The sequence below is a fragment of the Microcystis sp. M49636_WE2 genome (assembly GCF_030065375.1).
Taxonomy (GTDB): domain Bacteria; phylum Cyanobacteriota; class Cyanobacteriia; order Cyanobacteriales; family Microcystaceae; genus Microcystis; species Microcystis aeruginosa_C.
On record NZ_JASJFG010000006.1, the window covers coordinates 1 to 21,953 of the forward strand.

The following is a 21,953-nucleotide window of genomic DNA, read 5'->3' on the forward strand; positions in this document are numbered from 1 at the left end:
AGATTGATAGGGACTAAGATCGAAATAAGGACGATGGCTCCAAGTGATCGGAAAATCGTTTAAAAATAGCATACATATTCTCAAGAAATGCGATCTTCTTTATCTGGTTAGTATTTCCACGATAGTCAACGGAGTATCTTGTTTGGCTGAACTACCGTGGAAACTAGGAGAAGTAAAAGATAAAATACTGATTTGTCTCTGTATTTTATCAATCAGTTACACTTCGACGGTCCAACGACAACAACCGCCTACCACTTGACGTAAAGTTTTAAAAGCGGTGATACTTTCTGGACTGTCGTTAGCGGCATCGGTGCGAAGCTCGATAATTTCGTTAGTCACCGTGTTTTTGATCTCGTTGATTTTGATGTTAGCCATGAGATGTATTCTCCAAATTTTCGCTAAATGAATGAATCAAATTATTGATTCAAGAAAACAATAACAATTTTTCAACATCAGATCAACTATCAAAATCGAACAAAAAGAACATAATTTAGTTATTTATGTTCTTTTTGAAAGACTATTTTTTACAAAAACATCATCAAAACGTAAGGATTCAGGTGCCTCAAATGCAGTCACAGAGCGGCTTCTAAAATCTCAGAACTCGCTAAACTAACAGTTTCATTCTCAATAAGCACGAAAATTAAGGCTTTCAGGGTTTCTGAATGAGAATGAGGATTTGGACATAATTCGCCTAAATGCTTACACAGCATGAGTTTGACTGCTTTTTGTATGGCCTGAATCCTTACATCAAAACCGATTAAACAACGGGCTTCCAAGCTATTTAAAGAAACAAAAATGAGTAATTTATGTACAAAAAACTCTGAACCTGTCTTGTTGGAAGCAAAGAGAACCAACCAAGCTAACTTAATTGAGTTATTTAGGGTTTGCGGCAAAAAGTTTGTTGGTGGGGTTAGGAGTCAGGATTCAGTAGCCGGTCGTCGGTCGTTTCAGGCTTTGTTGCCCTCCTTTTTTGTACTAGCCTGTGTACTATAAACAAGATAAGGCCAAGTTTTTGAAGGTCACAATCCTATTTTCGCAGCATGAACATCAGACTTTAACAGGTCAAAAGCCTTATTGTAAAAGGGTTTTACCATTATTCAGCAAGCACTATTTATTTTTTAAATTAACTGGCAATTCTGTTAATGAATAGATTCAGGAATTTTTAAAAGTGTATGTATTAAAAATCGCTTTGTTGGTTTTTATGCTGAATAAGCTCACTCAAGAATAATCGGATTATTGGTATTTTATTAATCCATATTGTATTAATTTTATAGTAAAATAATCCGTAGGTTGGGTTAAACGAAGTGCAACCCAACACAAAACATCAAGAATAATAGGGGGATGATGTTGGGTTTCATGCTTCAACCCAACCTACAAAATAGGCGATCAGCCTTCTGTAAAACCTCCGCAGTGACCGACTCGCTTAGATAATACTCCCCGCAATTCTGACAGACATCCGCGGGGACTTGTTTTAGAATCACGATACAATCATCTCTCTCTAAAGTAACAGTTACGAAACCCGATCGAGTCGTACCGTTTTTACAGATAACACATTCCATAACTCTTATCTTCCCTTACTATGTTTGCGGGGTGAGCAATGCCCACCCCGTCCACAATTAATTACTTAACTCGTATTCTATTTCCTGAATCTTCTCCTTTACCCAGCCGTTAAACAAATCAACACCGATTTTCAGAGCCAACTCCTCGGTTAATTTTGGTTTAAGGATTTCCTCGACAAAAATCAGGTGAAAACCTCGATCGCCTTGCAGCGGTTTCAACAATCGAGAAGAATCCGAGGCGAAAATTGCGGCCGAAAGATTCGGTCGTAAATCCTTACGGTAAACAGTACCGCGATAACCACCCTTACGTCGTAATTCCACATCCTCGATATAGCGATGCGCTACTTCCTGAAAGCTGATTTCCTCCTCCTGAATCGATTCATACAACTCCTCTGCCATCGCCTGATCTGCTAACACCACCTCGTAGATCACCGCGCCGGTATAATCTAGCTGGTGTTCGACGAAATAGGATTCAATTTTGTCTGCGAAAAGATGTTCGGCTAATTTACCCGATAGTAAATTGAATTGAACGATCTCCTCGAAATCATCTAGGGATAAGCCCTGTTTTTGCAACCAATTCCATGTATATTTGGCGTTATGTAATCCTTTGGCGAGACGGAATTGATCGGCCGCCTGTTGTAACTCGTCAGTTGTGTTTTTAATCCCCGCTTCCGTGGCAGTTTCGGTGATGATTTTCCGAGCGATAATTCCCTCGGCCATTTCGGGGACTTTCCCCGATAGCTTAAGCTGTTGGATAAGGTCTTGATTGGTGATTGTGATACTATGGGACATAATGACTCCTTAAACAGTTATGCGAAATTAATTTCCTAGTTGAGATAGGCAAGAGGGTTAGCGAGGAGTGTAAGTAATTTGGCTTCGATACCTAAAAAAACTAGAGTTTTAACCCATCTTTTTGCAGATCCTTAAAGGGATCGAGGATGTAATCGATCACCCGACGCTGACGGACGATCGCTTCTGCGGTAGCCGTATCTCCCGGATTGAGGGGAATACATTGATTTCCCTTTTGAATACAGGAGCGATCGAGTTGAATTTCTAGCTCGAAAACGTTAATTTTTCCGTTGGGCGTTTCCTTTTCGATCGCCGTCGGTGATTTCTTGGTAATCTTGCCGCCGATAATGCCGTAATCCTGAAAAGGATAGGCATCGAACTTGACTTTTATCGGCATACCGGCGCGGAGAAATTGACTTTGATCCGTGGGCATTTCTGCCTTGAGAATAAACCGCGATCCCTTCGGTGCTATCTCCGCAACCCGCGTTCCCGACTGCACCACCGCACCCGCGCGTTTAATCGGTAATGAAAAGATTGTGCCGTCGGTATTCGCCTTTAAAACCCTCTGACTTAGTTGGATTTGGAGCGCTTGCCGTTGGCTCTCGCTTTGGGCGATTTCCGATGCCAGTGTTGCGATCTCCGTGTCTAGATTGTTAATCTGCTCCTGTATCCTTAAGAGTGCCAACTCGTTGGAATGGCGGAGACTTTGATAACCCCGCTGCCGCTCCTGTAATTGCAGACGCGCTTGGGCGATATCGGCGCTCGTTTGTTGACTCGTCTGACGGTAGGCACTTTTTAATTCCGCTAGTTTATGTTGATTTTCTTTTACCTCCGCTTTTCCCCGCTCGTAGAGTTGTTGGCGCTCCTTGGCATTGTCCTCGCGCTCGATGAATTGCACCTCCGATATCGCGCCATCCTCCCACGCTTTTCGGTAGCGATCGACTTCTTTTAAAGCCGTTTGATAACGACTTTTGAGAATCGGATAATCAGTCTGACTTTGTGCGAGGGCGGTTTTCGCTTGATTTACCCGCGCCTGTTGTTCTTCTAGGGATATTTTCGCTTTCTTGATTAATGCGTCCACATTCTCCCGCGCTTGTTCGATCGAGGCTTCTTTTTCCGCTGCCGCCGCGCGATTTTGTTGGCTTTGGGTGGTTAAAGAAATCTCTAACTGACTTTTGACCAGTTTCTGTTGGGAAAGACGGCTTTTTTGTCCTTCTATTTTCTCCTCGATTTGTTGTATTTCCTTGCCGATTAATGAGGAATCTAGGGTTAAAATCGGTTGTCCTGCTTTCACCTCTTGGCCTTCACGGACATAGATTTTTTCCACTTTTCCCGTCGCGATAGCATCGATTTTGACTGTTTCTCCTTGGGGTTCCAGTTTTCCTGGTCCGACACCCGTTTCATCGACTTTTGAGAATATCGCCCAGGGGAGAATGATCGAGACGAAAATAATCAGAAAATAGAGTAAACCACGCGTCCAGGGTAGGGGTAAAGTATCGATCAATTCTTTGGTCTGGAAAGACCAGTTATCGCGCTCTCTGTCTAGATTGGTTGTCATAGTTATTCACTCAATTGATTAGAGTTCAAATTACGGTAAATACCGGGACGGGCCATTAATTCTTCGTGGGTTCCACTATCGACTAATACCCCTCGATCAAGAACGAGAATACAATCCGCGTTCCGCACCGTAGAGAGGCGATGGGCGATAATCACCATCGTGCGATTCTGCCGAATTTTCTGGAGATTTGTTTGAATAATCCGTTCCGATTCGGTATCGAGGTGGGAAGTGGCTTCATCGAGAATTAATAACCGCGGCTCTCCCATTAGCGATCGAGCGATGGCGATCCGTTGTCTCTGTCCCCCGGAAAGTAGCCCTCCACCCTCGCCGATCTGGGTTTCGTACCCCATCGGCAGTGATTGAATAAAGTCATGAATTCCCGCTAATTTCGCCGCGACCACCACATTTTCTAGGGGGCGATCGGGATGACCTAAACTGATATTTTCCCGAATCGTGGAACCGAAGAGAAAGGTATCCTGATCGACGACTCCCACCTGTTGCCGGAGGGAACTGAGGGCGATCGTACTCAGATCGTAACCGTCGATCGATATCTTCCCATCGGTGGGGGGATAGAGGCCGATCAGTAATTTCGAGATCGTGGTTTTTCCCGAACCGCTCCGACCGACGATGGCAACGGTTTGACCGGGTAAAATTTCAAAACTGAGGTTTTCTAAAACATTCTGATCGCTGTCGGTGTGGTAGCGAAAGGTGACATTTTCAAAGCGAATATGTCCCTGTAATTCCGGGAGAAACTGACGGGAAAGTTCCTCTAAATTCTCCTCCGGCTTTGCGTCTAGTACATCGTTAATCCGCTCGACGGCGATATTGACTTCTTGAAATTGCGTCCAGAGAACGGTTAAGCGTTGAAAAGGCGCGATGATCTGGGCAAAAAGCATATTAAAGGCGATCAATTGTCCGATCGATAATTGATTTTGAATCACTAGATAGGCACCGAAACAGAGTAACCCTGTCGTCGCTAAAGATTCGATCAGATTACTGAATATCTGGAGATTATTGCCGATGATCTGCCCGGAGAAATTTTTCTTGACCTCCACCGAGAAAAGGTCTTCCCAGTGCCAACGGGTCGATCGCTCTGTGGCGGTAGATTTGACGGTACGAATACCGGTTAAAATCTCGATCAGGTAACTGCTTTCTTTAGCGATCGCCTGAAAAATATCCCGGGATATTCGCTGGAGAAAAGGGGTAGAAATTAACGCCAGCAGAAGGAACGGTGGCACAATCGCTAAACTGATGAGGGCTAATTGCCAGCTATAGCGGAACATCACCGCCACGTACACGAAAACCGTTAATAAGTCAAGTAAAATCGAGAGAGCTTCCCCAGAGAGAAAACGCTGAATCTTGCGATTTTCCCCGACGCGGGAAATAATATCGCCCACATAGCGGGACTCGAAATAACCGAGGGGAAGGCTGAGGGTATGGCGGATAAAACCGGTGATTAATGCCGTATCGATGCGATTAGCGGTGTGATCGAGGAGATAGGCGCGTAAACCGGTAATTGCCACCCGAAAAACCCCGAAAATTAGCGCACCGATCCCCATTGCCCAAAGGGTAGTTAAGGACCCCTGCACGATTACCCGATCGAGGATTAACTGGGTGAAAATCGGCGTAATTAAGCCGAATATCTGGATAAAAAGCGAGGCGACGAAAATTTCCAGCAGTACGAACCAATGGGGTTCCAGTAAGCGATAAAACTGCCAGAGAGAGGTTTTATCCTCTTTCGTGTCCCGGAATTTCTGGTTCGGTTGGAGCAGCAGGGTGAATCCCGTCCATTTACTGGTGAATTCGGCACGACTTAGGGTTAATTGCCCGATCGCTGGATCGCCAATAATCACCTGTTTGGGGGTAATTTTCCAGATAACAACGAAGTGTTTGCCTTCCCAGTGAGCGATCGCCGGTAGGGGCTGTTTCCCTAATCCCTCTAGAGTCGCTTTTACCGGACGGGTGGAGAGGCCGATATTTTCCGCCGCGGTGATCAGTCCCTTCAGGGATGCCCCGTCGCGGTTGACGTTGGCCATTTCCCGCAAACGGTTGACGCTGATTCTTTTGCCCCAATAACGGGCGATCATGACTAAACCGGCCGCCCCGCAATCGGAGGCGGACTGTTGCTCGAAGAAGGGATAACGGCGGAGGGATTGACCGATCCAGTGACCTAACCGCTGCGCCGGAGAGGGAAAATAGGCTCGATCGCTTTTTTTGTCCGTTTCTTCTGTCTTCGTCCCAAGAAGTTGCTCAATTTCCCGCGCCCGTTGCAGTAATGTTTTTTTCAGGGCGGGGTGTTTTTTCAGGATCGGCCTCAGGGCGGACTCGGGGATAAGAAGTAGTTCCGCCTTCACCGAGACTCGAACCGAGTAGGGCAGAAAACCCGATCGGGGAAAGAGGGTGAATTCTCCAAAAAATTCGTCGGTTTTGAGCGCGATCATCTCTTTTTGCTGCGAGTTCGCTATACGAACTTTGCCGCGAACCACTAGGTATAATCCGGGCTGTAGGGGCAGTGTACCTGCTTCGGGAGAGAGGGTGATCGCCGTTTTCTGGAGACTCCGCCACTGGGTTTCGGACAGGAATTCTGGCCAGGGATTGACGAGGCTGTGAGTATCGAGCATAGTTGTTTTAAGCTTTGGCTGAAGGAGAAAGATCGACGATGCGGATCGGCTGTAGCTGTTTGCGGAGGCGATTGACGTGGGTGGGGGTGAGCGCGACCCCGAATTCTTTCTCTAGATGCTGCGCTAACCAAACTCCCGACCATCGGTTAAAGGAATAGCCGAAATCCCGGGGGGATTTACTAATCAGTTCTCTCAGGCGATCGAGGTAAGGTTGATCAACTTTTGAAGGGCGACCGCGGCGGTATTTCTGCCAGCGCTCGATCTTGCCACTCTCGGCGATCAGTATCCATTTACTAGCGGTGGCGGCAGTACAATCGAGAAGCTTACGGATCTCGGCCTGGGATTTGCCCTCGTCAGCGAAAAGAATGATTTGAATCCGTTTGCGATCAACATCAGAGATATTTGGTTCTGTTAAGATTTCGAGAAGTTGCTGACGTTGGGGTGGGGATAGATATTTACCAGCGCTTGATGACATAGTCTTTGCAACTATAAGTAAAAGCAGACAGCAGCAGGTCGGAGCGTTGAGGCAAGAAAGTTGTACTAAGTTGTACGATGGGCTGACTTCCCCAGGTGACGATCTCTTTCGCTGTCCTTAAATTCTTATTTTGGCTGCGAAAGTGAACATTATGAAGTTTATTAAATCCGACATTCCGCAAATCTTCATATACTTTTATATATTTTTACATTCCCCAAGATGTTTTGACGAAAAACCTTCATTGTAGAACCTACTATTGAGAACATTTTCAATAATTGATTTTTTCTGAGAAAAAAAAATACAATTCTTAACCTTGATAAAAATCCATGATTGTAGCTATTGAATGTTAAGAAGTGCGAAAAGTGGGTAAATTGTTTTTCTCTCGCCCGATCAAACCGCTCTAACACCTAACCCCCATCACCCCATCACCCTATCTCCCCGCTGGCCACTGATAACTGATTGCTGACTACTCAAAATCGTTATGACTATGATATAGTTGTTAAGGAATGTAAAAATAGTTGCATTTTCCCAGAAACTAGATTAAGGAGATTAAAAGCATGACCGCCGAAGGTTGCTTAAGAGTCGGACAAGCGGCGCCGGATTTCACCGCGACCGCCGTTTTCGATCAAGAGTTCAAAACCATCAAATTGTCGGATTATCGGGGTAAATACGTCGTTTTATTCTTCTATCCCCTCGATTTTACCTTTGTTTGCCCCACGGAAATTACCGCTTTCAGCGATCGAGTTAGCGAATTTGCCAGCATCAACACCGAGATTTTAGGGGTGTCCGTCGATAGCGAATTTGCTCACCTAGCATGGATTCAAACCGAGAGAAAATCCGGCGGTGTCGGTGATGTGGCCTATCCGTTGGTGTCGGATCTAAAAAAAGAAATCAGCACCGCTTACAATGTTCTTGATCCTGATGCGGGAGTGTCCCTGCGCGGTCTGTTTATCATCGATAAAGAAGGTGTTATCCAACACGCTACTATTAATAATCTTTCTTTCGGTCGCAGTGTCGATGAAACCCTCCGCACTCTGAAAGCGATTCAATACGTCCAATCCCACCCGGATGAAGTTTGTCCCGCCGGTTGGCAAGAAGGGGATGCTACCATGGTTCCCGATCCTGTGAAGTCAAAAGTTTACTTCGCGGCAGTTTAGTTAAAAATCCTCAGAAGTCCCTCAGCTATAGATGGGGGGAAACTTTTAAAGGGGGGCGAAATAATTCGCCCCTTATTTTAATCGGAAAATTTTCCAGAAAATTGGCCCCATTAGCCATGACCTCATCTAGAATACTGGCCAGCAAGTCAAGAAAGAGTCACGGCGATCTATGACTACCAGTAATTATGATTCCGAGTTGACAGTTTTGGGATTACCCGCAGCCAAAGGTAGATGGTTATTAATACCTCTAGGAATGGGTGTTTTACTCTGTTTAGGGACGGTGTACTCTTGGAGTATCTTTAGAAAACCCCTAGAAACAGAGTTAAATCTCAGCGCCACGGAAAGCTTACTACCCTACACTGTAGCCCTAGTATTTTATGCCGCTTCTATGCCGATCGCCGGTTTTTATATCCCCCGGGTAGGCACTCGCAGGATGACCGCTATCGGCGGAATTATCGTCGGTTTAGGCTATATTCTCGCTAGTTTTGCCGCTCATATCCAGACAATTATTCTGACCTACGGAGTTATTGCCGGCACGGGAGTCGGCATCGCTTACGGTGTTCCCATGGCAGTGGTGGCACGCTGGTTTCCCGACAAAAAAGGTTTAGCGGTGGGTTTAACCATCATCGGATTTGGCCTTTCTCCCCTGATTACCGCACCTTTAGCCAATCGATTAATCAATGAATATAGCGTTAGACCAAGTTTAAGATTTTTGGGGATTATCTTTACAATAATTATTGTGATTATTGCGATCACAATGAAGTTACCCCCTCAAGACTGGCAACCCCCCGCAAATTTAGCTAATCGAAAATCCGACTTTCCGGCCAATTATCCAGTGAATATGCTGAAAAGTCGCTCATTTTATGGTTTATGGCTTTGCTATGCCATTGGTGCTTTAATTGGCTTGAGTGCTATCGGTATTTCTAGTCCCGTCGCTGAGGAAATTATTCAGATTGATCCGGGGTTAGCCGCTAGTAGTGTTGCTCTATTTGCCTTGTTTAATGGTATTAGTCGTCCTTTGTTCGGTTGGTTAAGCGATCGCTGGAAACCCCATTATCTAGCGATCGGGGCTTATACACTCATTTTGATTGGTTGTCTGTTGATGGTCAAGGCCGAAAAAGGGGCAGTTACTAGCTATCTAGTGGCTTTTTGTCTATTTTGGTTTTGTTTAGGGGGATGGTTAGCCCTAGCTCCCGCTACCACTCTCCACTTCTTTAATCCTGACCACTACGCCCAAAATTACGGTATTGTTTTTACTGCCTACGGTGTCGGTGCTTTGATCGGAACTTTAGTAACCGGTAGAATTCGCGATTGGTTCGGTACTTACACTTATGCTTTTTATGCTATGGCTGTATTGGCAATACTGGGTATTTTTCTCGCGAGTGCCTTACTGAAAAGAGAGCGATCACAGCTATCAAATCCTAGCTAAGGGAGTTAATCTTACCCTAGAGTAGATACTGCTGCTATTTTACACCAATTAAAAGTAAAAGTAGGCTACAGATAACTAGGATAGGGGGCGGGGAAATGGGAGACTTGACCAGTTATCAGTAAACAATAATCAGTGATAGGGTTCTTCTCGACTTTTTGTGATATTTTTTACTTATGTATGTAATAATTTTTGCTTATAAAATATTGAAATGTTTACTGGAAAAGACTTTTAGGACTATTTTGCTGAAGAAACTATCAGTATAGACCCCGTTTCCACACAGAAACCAGAAGAGCCGTGATAGGATAATTAGTGGTCTGTCAAGATTGAATTGAGGGATAAATCTCCTTCTGATTGTCTTAATCGACCATTTTAAAACTGAAAGATTATTAGATTCCCACTCGCTATTGGAAGGGGATAGATTTAGGTCAAGGTCATCGTTTGCTTGGCAGAAAAAGTCAACACCAATTGATGAGGATAGACAATTTCTACGCCGATTGTTTCGAGGAATGCTCCCTTTTCTGTCTGAGTTGCACAGACAAAATTTCCCTGCTCATCATATTTAACCCAATCTCCAAATAATTCTACTAGATAAGCTTCCCCATTTTTGAGAATTTCTACAATTGTCCCAACTGTCCCGATAGGAGCTATTCCGCCATCAATTAAAGGTAGATATTCCCTTAGTATAACACCATCAAACAATTGAAACTTACTCATTTTCAATCTCCTAAACTATCGGGTACTGCTGTGACAAATCTGGTCACATCTTCTCCTCTCAAAACAATAGACCTCGACCTAATCTAATAAAATCACAATAATAGGATATTATAAAACAAAAACCAACTTAAACACTAATATGATTAAACGAATTAAAGCATTGAATGAGCTAGAATTTGACTCGGCAAAATCGGGGGAGCCAGTCTACGGAAAATATAAAAAACTATTCGTTTATATAGAGTTAGGTAAAGAAGAGGAGTATCGAGGAAACCCTCAAGATAACCAGAAAACCCAATACCGACTTTTTCGTCGGTGTAAGGTGGAATACTCGAAAACGGAAGAAGAATCAGAACAAGGTATCTACCAATATGACGAAACAAATATCGATGTCATTTTGTACTGGTAGAGGTAACATTGGACGGTATAGGTCTTTTAATCGCTCTTTTTCTGCGTGATTGTCGATCTTGAATCAAATCTCGGTTTTCCTCGATGAAAGAAATTAACTGATCATCAGGGATTTCTCGGAACTCGCCAGTTTTCAATAAAACAGTAGCCATGGTAAATCGAACTCCTGAATATTCGTCTTGATCGCTATGAAAGCAGATCTTGTCTTGATCATATATCTATTTTTGCTTTATTCCAATAGAGCGATCGCTAAAGAATGATAAAGTAGTTGCTAAAATATCTAATAGAGATCTGTGTCACCCGAATATTCGTCTCGATCGCTATCATAGCAGCCCTCTGCTAACAGGGAGTTCCCTAGAGTCAAAGAAATCACCACTTAGAGGTATATTCATTGCCTTTATTGCTGGGATTTTTTCGGCCACTGCTGACGGCGATAACTGCTATACTGCCCATGAACATTGACCAGATAGGGAACTAGATAAGTCAGTAATGCCGCCAGCCAGCGATCGCTTGTCATACGGCCGCTGATTATAGCATAACCGTGGTTAATTGTCAATAAAATTGTCCCCACTACTACAGCCACTCTTATCCCGGTGGGGGCAAATTGGGGGGACAATAAAGCCCGAAAATAGCCGATAATTCCTTTCATTGCCTATAAATCGCACTCTATCAGGCGAGTAAAACAAAAAGTCACCATTTTTAACCCGTAGGGAGACTTCCACCAGAGAGCGGGAAAACAGCCTTCTGGAGCTGCTAGACTAAAATCCCAGTGATCATAATCATCGATACGCCACTGCTCTTTATCGCGCCATCCTACCAATTCCCCAAATTTTCTAATCGTTTCCGCGTCTTGGGTACGCAGGGTGTTAATATCACCCCCGGCGGCAAAATATAACTTCACCTGATTGCTAAAACCGAAATGATCGCCGCTATAATTTTTCCAAAGGCGATCAAGTACCCGAATCACATTAACGGGAAACCGCATCATATCCTCTGGGGTTAAAGTATCGCGGGTTCTGCCGGCAGTTTCGAGGATAACTCGGAGAGTTTCTGCGTCTGCTTCCCTAAAGTTCCCCTCAGCTAGGAATTGCTGTAATTTACCATAGCGCTCGATGTCCGGTACTAACATCTGCCGCGCTTCGATGAGGGCAACCCGTTCGCTTAAAGATTGCAATTGAGCTAAAATATCCTGAAGTTGGACGTTAATATCTGACATAAATGTAAGGGGGTTTGTTGACTGCAAAAATTACCGATTTATCGGCAGAATAATTATTGATTTACCGATTCTAATCTTGACTTGACAAAGCGATTCATCCATGCTTCTAGATAGATGCGATTGGCTTTTTGTTCTTTTAAATCTGTGGTAGTTAAAGGATAAGGTGCTAATCCTTGAATGGCTGCCGTTGTCACACAAAACATCGACTTTTGAAAAGTTTCGCAGATCTGGACTAATAAATCTTCCTCTTGACGAAAACTCTTTTTATAAATGTCGTGCAGATAATCTGGTAAAAAGTGACGCATATCCTGCATTAATAGTGTGGGAGGAATCCCTGCACCTCCGATGGGTAAAGGATCTGCATACAAAGCACCATAGGCAAACATTCCTTGATCGTAGGGAATTTGATAGGCTTGGGCATTATAGGAAATTGTACCGGGGAAAGGTGTTCCGCGAAAGAAAACCGCCTCAACGTAGGGGATTGCCGTATCCGCAAGAAAGGTTAATCCTGCCGATTTGGGGATAAGATCATAGGTTTGTCCTTTGATTTTTACTTGATAGACAATTGCTTGACTAGCATTATCGACTAAATTTTTCTTAATGTGTGCCACCACTTCGGGAATACTGGTAATTTTTCCGGCATCGTAGAGATCGGATAAACTTAAAAAAGTATCGGCCATAATTCGCCAAAATTGACCTAAACCGCTATAGTAGGCCATCATTCGCATTTGTTCTGGCAAAAATTCAGGGAAGGCTTTATTTAAAATTAAAACTAGGGGATTATTCCTAAATTTAGCTTGAATAACCTTGGCTGTCACTTCCCGAAAAGCGGCACCATCTACATAACTATCTAAACCACCCCCACCATGCCAAAACATGGCTTTCATACAGTATTCAGCATACTCAAAATTAATGCGATCATGCCACCAGTGTTGTAGTAATTTCTGCCAAGATACTTGACCATTAAAATATTTAAAGAAAGGGAAAAAAACCAAAAACTGATTTTCCGCAATATAAATTAAATTTTTGGAATAAGCATCTAACACCACTCCGTAACTTTTCAGGATACCCACTACCTCGATCAAATTCTGGGGAGTATCTTTTAACAATGCTTCCCCAGCCGTGAGACGATCAATATAGGATGCTAGGGGATGAGAGGAGGACTTGACAGGGATAGTAACCATGCTAGAAGCTTGATAAAATAACTTTCCTCATCTATTTTAACCCATAAAAGCACAACCAATTGGCAGCGGTGGCACGGCGAGTCATGCGGGGATTGAATTCGCCAATTTTATAACCGGTAAACCCCAATTTATCTTTTAATAATTGTTTATTTTCTGGCAAGATCGATCGAGTTAATTTGACTGTTGGGGGACGATTGGCAATAAAATCTGGGGGTTCGGGATATTCACAGCGCCAATCTTCCTCTACTTGACTATTATCCCATTTTCCTTGACTTTCATCGTAGCGATAACCTAAACTTTGCCAGACTAATTTATTAACGGTTTCGTCGTCAATTTCATCGTTAATAATCGCCCAAATTGTCTCTATATTTAATTCTGGTAGTTCCATAGATCAAGTAAATGGGTGATGGGGTGTAGGGTGTAGGGTGTAGGGTGTGGGGTGTGGGGTGTGGGGAGAATAAATAAAATAATCTCCTATTTCCTGACGACCGGCTACTGACGACCGGCTACTGCCTACGGTTAAAATAACTGGTGAATAACATCATTGATCATCGCGCAAGCGTAGCCTATTTTGCCTCCTTCTAACGCCAAAATTATTTTTATTTTAACTATCGGTGTGGTGTCGGTTTCTGCATCGGCAATTTTTATCCGGTTAGCGATCGAAGCGGTAGGTAATGCTACGATCGCATTTAGTTTATTTTTAGCGACTTCCCGTCTGATCTTGGCTTCTGTTGTCCTAATTCCGAACTGGTTGACCTTATCACGCCAAAAAGTCCCTGTTCAAGCCTATTATTACGCAGTGGGGGCAGGATTTTGTTTAGCTCTCCATTTTGCTACTTGGATTACTTCTCTATCCTACACCTCGATCGCCGCTTCTACCACTTTAGTCACCACTAATCCCCTCTGGGTTTCCCTGTTGGGTTGGTGGTGGTTTCGAGAAAAACCGAGCAAATTAACCTTTATCGGCATTTTTGTGGCTCTAACGGGGGGATTATTGATTGTTTTAGCCGATCGAGATGTCAGTAGTTCTTATCCTAACCCTTTATTGGGCAATAGCTTGGCTTTAATTGGGGCAATTCTCGTGAGTGGTTATATTCTCCTCGGACGGGAAGCACAAAGGAAGGGCTTAAATATTAAGAATTATATAACTGTAGCCTACACTACCGCAGGATTAGCCTTATTACCTTCTGTTTTTTTATTTGGTCAAGATTACGAAAGCTATCCCTTATCCGTGTATGTTTATGTGTTAATGATGGCGATTTTTCCGCAATTAATCGGTCATACTAGCTTTAACTGGGCTTTGCGATGGGTAGCACCGACAATAGTAACGATGGTAATTTTATTAGAGCCAATCGCCGCTAGTCTGTTAGGAGTGTTCATTTTTGGTGAAATACCAGCCCAAGAAGTCATTTATGGCGGATTAATTCTGTTAATCGGCGTAGGCATTGCTATTTTAGGCGGATAAGCTGTTAGTGTATCTAATATTACTGGTTAAGTGTAATCTCGATCGCCGCTTGTGATCACAGACAAAAGCTAGATTAGTGTACAATGCTAACTGAATGAGAGTTTAAGTAGGTAGGTCTTAAAAACTTGCGGATGCCCCCCTTATCAAGGGGGGATTAAGGGGGGATCAGCACCCCCTTATCAAGGGGGGATTAAGGGGGGATCAGCACCCCCCTTATCAAGGGGGGATTAAGGGGGGATCAGCACCCCCTTATCAAGGGGGGATTAAGGGGGGATCGGCACCAAAATCCATCTTCAATTTAATTATAAACAGCTACTTAGACAATCTGACCCACTTGAAAAATAGGGTTTTCGGGGAATTAATTCCCTGACTAAAATTAGAAATATTCGATTATCTGGGTACTCTGTAGTTGAGATATAAAAAAGCCAGTAGTTTTCAGGAAAAACTGGGGGGGTTGAAAAGTGAAATCAAAAGGAAAGGCGATACAGTCAAAACTGTCATCATCCGAGTCGGGTTTCTCGATGTTAGAAGTGATAATTGCCATTTTAACTATTGCCGCCTTCTTAACAGGAACCCTACAGTTAATGGCATTCACTGCCTTATATAAAGTTCGGGCAGAAAGACAGGCTCAAGCTAACTTTTGGATACAAGAAGATTTTGAGGATGTCAAATATTTAGCTTCGACTTTAGATGTTAATGACAATGATGATAGCGTCAATGCAGATAATCATGATCTCGATCGTTTTAGTGAAATATATCCTAATGTTTGCTCAGATATAAATCAAGGTTATGCCAGAGAACTCAGAAGGCGTTTACCCTCCCAGTATCCAGATTTTAGAGATCCTGAACCTCCTCCTGATCCTGATGATTATGCTATTCCCGCTAGTGATTTACCTCAACAACCATTATCAAGACCATTACCACCATTAGCAGAAACATTAGTTGCAACACGAGAAATTGTAGGTAAAAACTATTCTCTCTATCGAACTTTTCCTGATGATTTTGAAGAAGATAATCATCCTGATCCTTCTATCATAAGCACAGCCCAGATAGATAATCCCCATCGTCTCCGTATAGAGTATAAGGTGAAGTTAGCTGATGGTGAAATAGCTAATGACTATCAAACTCAAGAAAGAGACGAAAGAAACGAAGAAGAAGGAAAATTTCTTGCTAAAAGTTCTGTCGAGGTGATTCCCAATGCGTCGTTTAAATGTCCATAAAAATCAGGGTTTTACCCTGTTAGAAATTTTGGTAGCTTTGGCAATTACGGGAATTCTTGCCGCCTTAACTGGACCTAATTTATCAGCTTGGTTAAATAGCAATAAAGTCCAAGAAGCCACCGATTCTATACAATTAGCCCTAGAGAATACCCAAGGACAAGCTATGCGTCGAGGGAGAAGTTGCACGATTAATTTTACTAACCCGACTGGTACTAATCCCACGGTTTACTCGCAAATAACCGCCAGTGAAGAGGATTGTTTAAAAGAGGGTTCCCTAATTTTGCCAGAGGAAATGTTGATGGAAGAGGGTCGCCTCAGTCTACCAGAGGAAATATTTATGGTGGTGAATAATTTTCCCACCCTGGGCAGCAGTCCGGGGATTCGCTTTTCCTTTCGGGGTCATGTGCCAGATTTAACCTTTGTTCCGCCGCAAAACCAAGCGATAATCGTATTATATCCCGCCGCCAATGCCACCGCCGATCCCTATCCCAACCAAGAAAAAAAATGTCTAGTTATCGCTTCTATGCTAGGAATAATTAAACAAGGCACTTATAATGGAACTTCTCTAAGTAACCTCGATGCTCGTCAATGTGAAATCCGTCTCGATGGAACGAACTGAACCCTAATCAGTTATCAGTTATCAGGTGTGAGTTATCAGTTATCAGTTACCAAATGTGAGTTTTTAGTTTACTGATTACTGTTTACTGATTACTGATTACTGATTACTGTTCACTGATTACTTTTGATTGCTCAGAAATAGTCGTAATTTCAATAAACTGAGAGTTTGACCGAGATTGAGGGGAAGGAGAGAAATGCCTTCTAAACGGGATTGTAACCAACCATCGCCCCAATACCATTCGTGATAGCCATCGATACCTTGACTCAAAAGCAAGCGTAAACACTGGTCATCGGCCGATAAAACCTGATGTTGTACGGGAATTAAACCTAACCAAGAGGTAAAAGTCAAACCTTCCTCTAATTTATCGGGTAGATTAGGCGAGAGCATTTGCGGCCACAGCCATTGACGGAGATGAGCAGTTTTGAGCAAACTATCCCGGATAGCCTGTTCACTGGCCGAGATTTCGATACGCAGCTGACTTTGTTGAAAATTGCCGAACATATTATTGTCTGATAATTTTTGTTAAGTTAGTTAAAGAATAACCAAAAATCGGGACAGCGTTTTCCAAGGATAACAGTAAGTAGTATGGCAGATAAATTAATCCGCGCCACGGCCGCCGATGGGGGAATTAGAGTAGTAGGAGTGATTACCACCCGTTTAACCGAAGAAGCTCGCCAAAGACATCAATTATCTAACGTAGCCACCGCCGCTCTCGGTCGCACGATGGCATCGGCTTTACTCCTGGCTTCCAGTTTAAAAAAACCCGGTTCTAGGGTCAATATTCGCATTAAAGGCGATGGACCCCTGGGGGGTGTTTTAGTTGATGCGGGACTCGATGGCACGGTGCGGGGTTATGTGGACTATCCCCAGGTGGAATTACTCCCCAATGCGAAGGGTAAATTAGATGTGGGTCGCGCAGTGGGTAACAAGGGTTATGTGCGAGTCTTACGCGAAGAAAAAGGCGAGGGGAGAAATGAACTTCAAGAAAGCATCGTCGAGATAGTTTCTGGGGAAGTGGGGGAAGATATCGCCTACTACCTGGACCAATCGGAACAAATTCCCTCCGCTTTGCAAGTGGGGGTTTTTGTCGGTACGACCACAGGAGTAACGGCAGCTGGGGGAATTTTATTACAAGTTCTCTCCAAAGAAGCATCCCGGGATGAGGTCTTAGTGGCCCGTTTAGAGTCGAGATTGCGAAAATTAACGGGATTTACGCCCCTTTTACGCGCAGGAAAAGGACTAGAAGATATTTTTCAGGAACTTCTCGGAGATATGGGTCTAGAAATTTTTCCGGCTGTGCAGCTGCTGCGTTTTGATTGTGATTGTTCTTTTGAACGGGCCCTAGGAGCTTTAAAATTCCTCGGGGTCGATGAATTAAAAGACATTATCGAAAAAGATAAACAAGCGGAAGCCATCTGTGAGTTTTGTCGGGAAGTGTATAATGCCAACGAGACACAATTAATCGAATTAGTCCAGTCTCTACAGGCTGAATCTTGCTGAGAAGTCGGGCAATGAGCGCCATTAGGGTAAAATCTATCTAAAATACCTGTCGGGGAGTCGTGAATGTTTAAAGGAAAAGAATTAACCAAAAATCTAGTCAAACGAGAATCGATTGACTCCCTGACTCGTTGGCCAGAGAAAACTAAATCTTTTCTTTTTCTCTTTTGGTACCGATACCAGCATCGTTTCACCTGGAAAGTTTGGGCGGCTTTATTTGTGGTGGTCTTTGGCGGTGTTGGCTTTCTCGCCACTTGGCAGTTATTCAATATGCAGAAGTCGCCCAATTGCCCGAAAATCTTCTGGCCTGTCGCTTCTGCCTCCCTGCGTCTCTACTGCGCTCAACTTTCCGCCGATAGTCGCACCGTGGCAGGTTTACTCGAAGCAATTGCCCTAGTGGAAGCTTTACCCGAAGACCATCCCTTACGCTCGCAAGTTAATCAACAGGTGGAAGAATGGGCGCGAGATATCCTGAATTTGGCGGAAAAAGACTATCAAGCGGGAAATTTAGAGCAAGCAATCGCTAAAGCTCGTCAAATCCCCAATAATATGGCAGTAGCGGCAATTATTGAAGAAAGAATCGCTAAGTGGCAAGGAACTTGGGCGGAAGGCAACGAGATCTTAAGCAAACTAGAGGAAAATCTCCGTGCTTCCAACTGGAATCAATCTTTCCGTCTAGCAGTGGATTTATTAAACTTAAATAACGAATATTGGGCAACGGTTAAATATAATGAAGCGCTCGCTAAAATTACCGTCGCCCGGGAAGATAGCAGTAAATTAGATAATGCCTTTAATCTCTTTGCCCGGGGCGGTCTCGACAATTGGTTCAAAGTCATCGAAGAAGCTAGAAAAATTCAAGCCAGCAGTTATGCCTATCAGGAGGCACAAAAATTAATCGGGAAAACCGAGGATAAACTAAAAGAATACGCCGAAAGATTAATTGAGCGGAAGCAATGGCAAGCTCTCCGGGATTTGGCTAACCAAACCCCCAAAGACCTCAAAATTAAAGAAGATGTCAGCGATTGGTCTATCTTGTCGGAAGCGGCCTTAGATGCGGAAGCTGGCACGGTGGACGGATTGGAAGCCGGCATACTGGGACTAGAAAAAATCGACCCTTCTCGACCCCTCCATCAAACGGCCCTGGCTATGAGGGAGCGCTGGCAGTTACAGGTACAGGATCTAAGAATACTGTCTGAGGCTAGAGATTTAGCACAAGCAGGTACAATCGAGCAGTATAGCGCCGCTATCGCGAAAGCGGGCGAGGTTCCCCGGAATAATCCCCTCTGGTCGCAAGCACAGCAGGAAATTGGCTCTTGGAATCGTCAAATACAAGTCATAGAAGACCGGCCGATTTTAGAACGGGCCCAAGAAATTGCTCTCCCCGGCGATATTAATTCCCTCAGTAACGCTATTATTCAGGCCCGGGCCATTGGCAAGAATCGGGCCCTATACCGAGATGCCCAACGGGAAATTGGCAACTGGCAAGTACGGATTGAACGCATGGAGGATCAACCTATTTTAGATCAGGCTCAAGCTTTGGCCAATCTCAAAGACTATAGCACAGCCATCGAAACTGCCAATCAAATTCCTCCCGGTCGCGCTCTTTCCTCGGAAGTTTCCCAAAATATCCGTCGTTGGCGCCGAGAGTTGCAGGCCCGTCAAAATCTCCAGCAGGCTAATCAATTAGCGGCGACGGGAACCCCAGAAGGTTTAACCCGGGCGATTGCTTTAGTTACCAATATTTCCACTACAACCGATGCGGGTGTGCAACGGAGTGAATTGCTGGAACGTTGGAGTTATCAGCTTTTGTCTTTAGCCACGGACCAAGCTAATAATGGCCGTTATCTGGAAGCTATTCGCCTTGCTGAATCCGTATCCCGGGAAAGTACCGCCTACAGTTCGGCTCGCTCCCAAATGCAAGGCTGGCGCAATATTCTTCAACCCCCGGCCCCACCACCAATAGTTGAATCGACTCCCCTTTCCCCAGAGTCCCCGATAGAAACACCAAGTCCGGGTCAATAATCAGTTTTAGAGGCTGTTTTTGCGGTGTATTACCCCTAAAAAAGTCCCTCATCCCTATTGGTCTGTCCAGTTAAATCTGTACTATACTAAATCCTGTTTACAAGGTATAGGAGGGCGGGGGAGCGGGGAGAAACAATCCATAACTTGGGAGTTCATCGCACTATTAAAAACCGACTTAGTATAAATTGCCAAAAAATACCCAAGCCAATTTTTAAAAGATAATAAGTAGGTAGGCGTTAAAAATTATCAAACACCCCCCTTATCAAGGGTGGATTAAGGGTAGGGTTGATTCATGAATCAACCCTACTATGAATCAACCCTACTATGAATTAACCCTACTATGAATTAACCCTAGGGATGAAGGGGGGATAAATCTTCAATTTAATTATAACCACTTACTTAGGTGTTATGAATTAAATTAATCAATCAAGCAAAAAACATATCTCCGTAATTTCTATGAGAGCAAGTGAGGTAGTGGATTTATATGCCAAAGGGAAACGCGATTTTACAGGAGTAAAATTAAAAGGACAGTGTTTTCACGGAAAGAATTTATCGGGGGCTAATTTTAGTCAAGCAGATCTCCGTGGCACTAATTTTCAAGGGGCTATTTTAGAGAGAACTAAATTTACCGAGGCCAGGGCAGGATTACTAAAGCGCGGTCGGCTACAATTAATTTTAATTTCTTGGTTAATAGCGGCTGTCTGCGGCTATCTGTGGGGATTAGCTGGTTATTATCTAGCTTTAATGCTGGTGACAGATGTAACCGAATTTAAAATCATTGGTGCGGTGATAATCACGATTTTATCCCTAATTTATGGAAGATTTTATCGTCAACGAGTTGGGGGATTGCCCTTAGTTTTATCCTTAATTTTTGGCCAAGCAATAAGTTTTATTCTAGCAATTTTTATCAGCTTAATTTTAACTTTATTAACAGTAATTATCCTAGCTTTTCAAGGAGCATTAGCAGGGATAGCCGTGATGAATGGAACTTTTTCTATAGCTTTGATGGTTGGGGTTTGTGGTACTTTATTCACCGCGTATCTGGCCTGGTTATCCCTAGAAGAATCGGGAGAAACGATCACGAAATCCATGGCAATTGCTTTTTTAGCCAGTAAAGGTACAAATTTTTGCGGGGCAAATCTTAAAGAAGCCGATTTCACGGGAGCGCAGTTAAAAGCCACTGATTTAAGGGCAAAAGATTTAACTAGAACTCGATTTTATCTGGTATCGGGCATCGAGCGAGCGCGTTGGGAAAAGACAATTCTGGACGAAGTTGCGATTAGAAATCTTCTGGTTACTGGTCAAGGGGAAAATAAAGCTTATATTGGCTATAATTTTCGTGGACTGAATCTCTACGGGTTTAACTTCAAAAATGCCAACCTGACTAGGGCAAATTTCAGCGAGGCAAATTTAGCCTACGCTAATCTAGAAGGGGCAAATTTAGCCCATAGTAACGTGATGAGAGCCAATTTACAGGCAGCCACCCTGACGGGTGCTTGTATCGAAGCTTGGAAAATCGCCGAAAATACCAATCTAGAAGGGGTTGATTGTGATTATATCTATTTAGTCGAGTCCGAAGGAGAGCGCCGTCCCAGGGAGGGAGAATTTGGGGAAGGGGAATTCCGGCAATTGGCCCTGGAGCAGCGAAAATTGTATATTGACGAATAGGATAACTGCTAGACAAAGCTAAAATTGCGGCGCCGAGGCGGACAATTAGAGGGATAATAAGACCAGCCCTAACACCTATCCCCCGACTGGTAACTGATCACTGATAAGCGATGGTGAATATTTCTAATCAAGTTATACCCAATCGGGGACTAGCGCCCCAGGCAAAAGCGTCCGATGTCCAAATCCTAGCGGCGATCGATATTGGTACGAATTCGGTTCACATGGTAGTGGTGAAAATTGAACCGTCTTTACCCGCTTTTACGATTATTGCCAGAGAAAAGGATACAGTCCGTCTGGGCGATCGAGATAGGAAAACTGGTAAATTAACCCTAGCGGCCATGGAAAGAGCGATCGC

The 21,953-nt window shown here is 43.8% G+C and carries 22 protein-coding genes and 1 pseudogene; 10 read left to right on the forward strand and 13 right to left on the reverse strand.

Annotated elements, in window-relative coordinates:
* Positions 1–216: 216 nt before the first annotated feature.
* The 7 genes from PX484_RS00080 to PX484_RS00110 all read right to left on the reverse strand — a co-directional run bounded on the left by PX484_RS00080 (position 217) and on the right by PX484_RS00110 (position 7,002).
* Positions 217–375 (reverse strand): hypothetical protein, encoded by a 159-nt coding sequence (locus tag PX484_RS00080; RefSeq protein WP_287764571.1) that lies wholly within the window; start codon positions 373–375, stop codon positions 217–219.
* A gap of 197 nt (positions 376–572) precedes the next feature.
* The gene (locus tag PX484_RS00085) at positions 573–893 is read right to left on the reverse strand and encodes a hypothetical protein (RefSeq protein ID WP_287764572.1); all 321 of its coding nucleotides are present in this window, start codon (positions 891–893) and stop codon (positions 573–575) included.
* Positions 894–1,361: 468 nt separating this feature from the next.
* Positions 1,362–1,559: a type II toxin-antitoxin system MqsA family antitoxin gene (locus PX484_RS00090; RefSeq protein WP_287764573.1), complete on the reverse strand. Its 198-nt coding sequence runs from the start codon at positions 1,557–1,559 to the stop codon at positions 1,362–1,364.
* 57 nt (positions 1,560–1,616) lie between these two features.
* Positions 1,617–2,351 carry a foldase protein PrsA gene (locus PX484_RS00095; RefSeq protein ID WP_287764575.1) on the reverse strand — a complete coding sequence of 245 codons (735 nt, stop codon included), beginning with the start codon at positions 2,349–2,351 and terminating at the stop codon, positions 1,617–1,619.
* A 100-nt stretch (positions 2,352–2,451) separates the two neighbouring features.
* Complete coding sequence (locus tag PX484_RS00100) at positions 2,452–3,906, reverse strand: beta-barrel domain-containing protein (protein WP_190381168.1); 1,455 nt, start codon at positions 3,904–3,906, stop codon at positions 2,452–2,454.
* Between the two features lie 2 nt (positions 3,907–3,908).
* Positions 3,909–6,527, reverse strand: coding sequence for a peptidase domain-containing ABC transporter (locus tag PX484_RS00105; protein ID WP_287764578.1), 2,619 nt, complete (start codon positions 6,525–6,527; stop codon positions 3,909–3,911).
* Between the two features lie 7 nt (positions 6,528–6,534).
* Positions 6,535–7,002, reverse strand: a complete 468-nt coding sequence (locus tag PX484_RS00110) for a helix-turn-helix domain-containing protein (protein WP_287764581.1) — start codon at positions 7,000–7,002, stop codon at positions 6,535–6,537.
* Between the two features lie 557 nt (positions 7,003–7,559).
* Between PX484_RS00110 and PX484_RS00115 the strand changes: the two genes are divergently transcribed.
* Positions 7,560–8,159, forward strand: a complete 600-nt coding sequence (locus PX484_RS00115) for a peroxiredoxin (protein WP_002735961.1) — start codon at positions 7,560–7,562, stop codon at positions 8,157–8,159.
* Positions 8,160–8,328: 169 nt separating this feature from the next.
* On the forward strand, positions 8,329–9,588 hold the full coding sequence (locus PX484_RS00120; protein WP_287764584.1) for an L-lactate MFS transporter: 1,260 nt from the start codon (positions 8,329–8,331) through the stop codon (positions 9,586–9,588).
* A 420-nt stretch (positions 9,589–10,008) separates the two neighbouring features.
* On the opposite strand, the gene PX484_RS00125 is transcribed toward PX484_RS00120, so the two are convergent.
* The gene (locus tag PX484_RS00125; RefSeq protein WP_287764588.1) at positions 10,009–10,302 is read right to left on the reverse strand and encodes a DUF4926 domain-containing protein; all 294 of its coding nucleotides are present in this window, start codon (positions 10,300–10,302) and stop codon (positions 10,009–10,011) included.
* 139 nt (positions 10,303–10,441) lie between these two features.
* Between PX484_RS00125 and PX484_RS00130 the strand changes: the two genes are divergently transcribed.
* Positions 10,442–10,708 (forward strand): hypothetical protein, encoded by a 267-nt coding sequence (locus PX484_RS00130; RefSeq protein WP_004161646.1) that lies wholly within the window; start codon positions 10,442–10,444, stop codon positions 10,706–10,708.
* A gap of 396 nt (positions 10,709–11,104) precedes the next feature.
* Here PX484_RS00130 and nrtS read toward each other — a convergent pair whose 3' ends face one another.
* The 4 genes from nrtS to PX484_RS00150 are packed head-to-tail and all read right to left on the reverse strand — an operon-like array spanning position 11,105 to position 13,495.
* Positions 11,105–11,356 (reverse strand): nitrate/nitrite transporter NrtS, encoded by a 252-nt coding sequence (nrtS, locus tag PX484_RS00135; protein ID WP_002736260.1) that lies wholly within the window; start codon positions 11,354–11,356, stop codon positions 11,105–11,107.
* A gap of 3 nt (positions 11,357–11,359) precedes the next feature.
* On the reverse strand, positions 11,360–11,923 hold the full coding sequence (locus tag PX484_RS00140; RefSeq protein WP_002804048.1) for a GUN4 domain-containing protein: 564 nt from the start codon (positions 11,921–11,923) through the stop codon (positions 11,360–11,362).
* Between the two features lie 53 nt (positions 11,924–11,976).
* Positions 11,977–13,107, reverse strand: coding sequence for a CO2 hydration protein (locus tag PX484_RS00145; protein WP_287764591.1), 1,131 nt, complete (start codon positions 13,105–13,107; stop codon positions 11,977–11,979).
* Positions 13,108–13,138: 31 nt separating this feature from the next.
* On the reverse strand, positions 13,139–13,495 hold the full coding sequence (locus PX484_RS00150; RefSeq protein WP_002804042.1) for a DUF1823 family protein: 357 nt from the start codon (positions 13,493–13,495) through the stop codon (positions 13,139–13,141).
* Between the two features lie 183 nt (positions 13,496–13,678).
* On the opposite strand from PX484_RS00150, the gene PX484_RS00155 reads away from it, so the two are divergent.
* From PX484_RS00155 to PX484_RS00165, 3 genes are all read left to right on the forward strand, one after another.
* On the forward strand, positions 13,679–14,572 hold the full coding sequence (locus PX484_RS00155; RefSeq protein ID WP_287764594.1) for a DMT family transporter: 894 nt from the start codon (positions 13,679–13,681) through the stop codon (positions 14,570–14,572).
* Between the two features lie 521 nt (positions 14,573–15,093).
* Entirely contained in the window at positions 15,094–15,792 is a 699-nt protein-coding gene (locus tag PX484_RS00160; RefSeq protein WP_287764597.1) for a type 4 pilin, read from the forward strand.
* Positions 15,770–16,411 carry a pilus assembly FimT family protein gene (locus PX484_RS00165; RefSeq protein WP_287764600.1) on the forward strand — a complete coding sequence of 214 codons (642 nt, stop codon included), beginning with the start codon at positions 15,770–15,772 and terminating at the stop codon, positions 16,409–16,411. Before PX484_RS00160 ends, PX484_RS00165 begins: the two co-directional genes overlap by 23 nt.
* Before the next feature lie 117 nt (positions 16,412–16,528).
* On the opposite strand, the gene PX484_RS00170 is transcribed toward PX484_RS00165, so the two are convergent.
* Positions 16,529–16,912, reverse strand: a complete 384-nt coding sequence (locus tag PX484_RS00170; RefSeq protein WP_002804032.1) for a hypothetical protein — start codon at positions 16,910–16,912, stop codon at positions 16,529–16,531.
* Between the two features lie 84 nt (positions 16,913–16,996).
* On the opposite strand from PX484_RS00170, the gene hslO reads away from it, so the two are divergent.
* From hslO to PX484_RS00190, 4 genes and pseudogenes are all read left to right on the forward strand, one after another.
* Positions 16,997–17,911, forward strand: a complete 915-nt coding sequence (gene hslO, locus PX484_RS00175) for an Hsp33 family molecular chaperone HslO (RefSeq protein WP_287669442.1) — start codon at positions 16,997–16,999, stop codon at positions 17,909–17,911.
* 63 nt (positions 17,912–17,974) lie between these two features.
* The gene (locus PX484_RS00180) at positions 17,975–19,930 is read left to right on the forward strand and encodes a BAR domain-containing protein (RefSeq protein ID WP_287764603.1); all 1,956 of its coding nucleotides are present in this window, start codon (positions 17,975–17,977) and stop codon (positions 19,928–19,930) included.
* 456 nt (positions 19,931–20,386) lie between these two features.
* Positions 20,387–21,598: a pentapeptide repeat-containing protein gene (locus PX484_RS00185; protein WP_002804028.1), complete on the forward strand. Its 1,212-nt coding sequence runs from the start codon at positions 20,387–20,389 to the stop codon at positions 21,596–21,598.
* Between the two features lie 110 nt (positions 21,599–21,708).
* Positions 21,709–21,953, forward strand: a pseudogene (locus PX484_RS00190) (Ppx/GppA phosphatase family protein); the annotation flags it as partial.

Excerpts from the sequence above, each read along its gene's own strand:
- PX484_RS00080 (WP_287764571.1), bottom strand. The coding sequence starts at position 375 with ATGGCTAACATCAAAATCAACGAGATCAAAAACACGGTGACTAACGAA.
- PX484_RS00090 (WP_287764573.1), bottom strand. The coding sequence starts at position 1,559 with ATGGAATGTGTTATCTGTAAAAACGGTACGACTCGATCGGGTTTCGTA.
- PX484_RS00095 (WP_287764575.1), bottom strand. The coding sequence starts at position 2,351 with ATGTCCCATAGTATCACAATCACCAATCAAGACCTTATCCAACAGCTT.
- PX484_RS00100 (WP_190381168.1), bottom strand. The coding sequence starts at position 3,906 with ATGACAACCAATCTAGACAGAGAGCGCGATAACTGGTCTTTCCAGACC.
- PX484_RS00105 (WP_287764578.1), bottom strand. The coding sequence starts at position 6,527 with ATGCTCGATACTCACAGCCTCGTCAATCCCTGGCCAGAATTCCTGTCC.
- PX484_RS00110 (WP_287764581.1), bottom strand. The coding sequence starts at position 7,002 with ATGTCATCAAGCGCTGGTAAATATCTATCCCCACCCCAACGTCAGCAA.
- PX484_RS00115 (WP_002735961.1), top strand. The coding sequence starts at position 7,560 with ATGACCGCCGAAGGTTGCTTAAGAGTCGGACAAGCGGCGCCGGATTTC.
- PX484_RS00120 (WP_287764584.1), top strand. The coding sequence starts at position 8,329 with ATGACTACCAGTAATTATGATTCCGAGTTGACAGTTTTGGGATTACCC.
- PX484_RS00125 (WP_287764588.1), bottom strand. The coding sequence starts at position 10,302 with ATGAGTAAGTTTCAATTGTTTGATGGTGTTATACTAAGGGAATATCTA.
- PX484_RS00130 (WP_004161646.1), top strand. The coding sequence starts at position 10,442 with ATGATTAAACGAATTAAAGCATTGAATGAGCTAGAATTTGACTCGGCA.
- nrtS (WP_002736260.1), bottom strand. The coding sequence starts at position 11,356 with ATGAAAGGAATTATCGGCTATTTTCGGGCTTTATTGTCCCCCCAATTT.
- PX484_RS00140 (WP_002804048.1), bottom strand. The coding sequence starts at position 11,923 with ATGTCAGATATTAACGTCCAACTTCAGGATATTTTAGCTCAATTGCAA.
- PX484_RS00145 (WP_287764591.1), bottom strand. The coding sequence starts at position 13,107 with ATGGTTACTATCCCTGTCAAGTCCTCCTCTCATCCCCTAGCATCCTAT.
- PX484_RS00150 (WP_002804042.1), bottom strand. The coding sequence starts at position 13,495 with ATGGAACTACCAGAATTAAATATAGAGACAATTTGGGCGATTATTAAC.
- PX484_RS00160 (WP_287764597.1), top strand. The coding sequence starts at position 15,094 with ATGTTAGAAGTGATAATTGCCATTTTAACTATTGCCGCCTTCTTAACA.
- PX484_RS00165 (WP_287764600.1), top strand. The coding sequence starts at position 15,770 with ATGCGTCGTTTAAATGTCCATAAAAATCAGGGTTTTACCCTGTTAGAA.
- PX484_RS00170 (WP_002804032.1), bottom strand. The coding sequence starts at position 16,912 with ATGTTCGGCAATTTTCAACAAAGTCAGCTGCGTATCGAAATCTCGGCC.
- hslO (WP_287669442.1), top strand. The coding sequence starts at position 16,997 with ATGGCAGATAAATTAATCCGCGCCACGGCCGCCGATGGGGGAATTAGA.
- PX484_RS00180 (WP_287764603.1), top strand. The coding sequence starts at position 17,975 with ATGTTTAAAGGAAAAGAATTAACCAAAAATCTAGTCAAACGAGAATCG.
- PX484_RS00185 (WP_002804028.1), top strand. The coding sequence starts at position 20,387 with ATGAGAGCAAGTGAGGTAGTGGATTTATATGCCAAAGGGAAACGCGAT.